The sequence below is a fragment of the Pararhizobium sp. PWRC1-1 genome, from assembly GCF_049897905.1.
Classification (GTDB): Bacteria; Pseudomonadota; Alphaproteobacteria; order Rhizobiales; family Rhizobiaceae; genus Pararhizobium.
The window spans coordinates 1-764 of the sequence record NZ_JAFCXE010000082.1 but is presented as its reverse complement, the minus strand read 5'-3'; the positions used below and the strand labels follow the sequence as shown (position 1 = coordinate 764).

The window sequence follows — 764 nt, the reverse complement described above, 5'->3', positions numbered from 1 at the left end:
GCTTCCGACTGGCCCAGCGCAACGGTTATCGCGACCGGGACTGGGAGACGCGAGCGGGCACCGTCGAGTTGCGCATTCCGAAGCTTCGCACAGGCAGCTATTTCCCGAGCTTCCTTGAGCCGCGCCGGATGGCCGAGAAGGCTCTGACGGCGGTGATCCAGGAGGCCTATATCCAAGGCGTCTCGACCCGATCCGTCGATGACCTCGTCAAGGCCATGGGCATGTCGGGCATCTCCAAGAGCCAGGTATCCCGGCTCTGCGAGGAGATCGACGATAAGGTGAAGGCCTTCCTCGACAGGCCTATCGAAGGGGAATGGCCCTATCTGTGGATCGATGCCACCTATCTGAAGGTCCGGCGCGGTGGCCGGATCGTCTCCGTCGCCGTCATCATTGCGGTGGGCGTCAACACCGACGGCCGACGCGAAGTGCTCGGTATGGAGATCGGCACATCCGAGGCCGAAGCGATCTGGACTGAGTTTCTTCGAAAGCTGACCAGACGGGGCCTGCGCGGCGTCAAGCTTGCTGTCTCCGATGCGCATGAGGGGATCAAGGCGGCCGTGTCGAAGGTGCTCTCCGCTACCTGGCAGCGCTGCAGGGTCCACTTCATGCGCAATGCCTTGGCCCATGCCGGAAAGAGCGGACGGCGCGTCGTCTCCGCCTTCATCGCCACCGCCTTTGCCCAGGACACCCCAGAGGCTGCAAGCACCCAATGGCGTAATGTCGCCGACCAGATCAGGCCCAAGGTGCCGAAACTCGCCACGCTG

Annotated in this window: 1 protein-coding gene; it reads left to right on the top strand. The window is 63.5% G+C overall.

Going from position 1 to position 764, the window contains the following annotated elements:
* Positions 1-764, top strand: a 764-nt coding sequence (locus ACP7E0_RS35015) for an IS256 family transposase (protein WP_426131966.1), incomplete at both ends; no start/stop codon positions are given.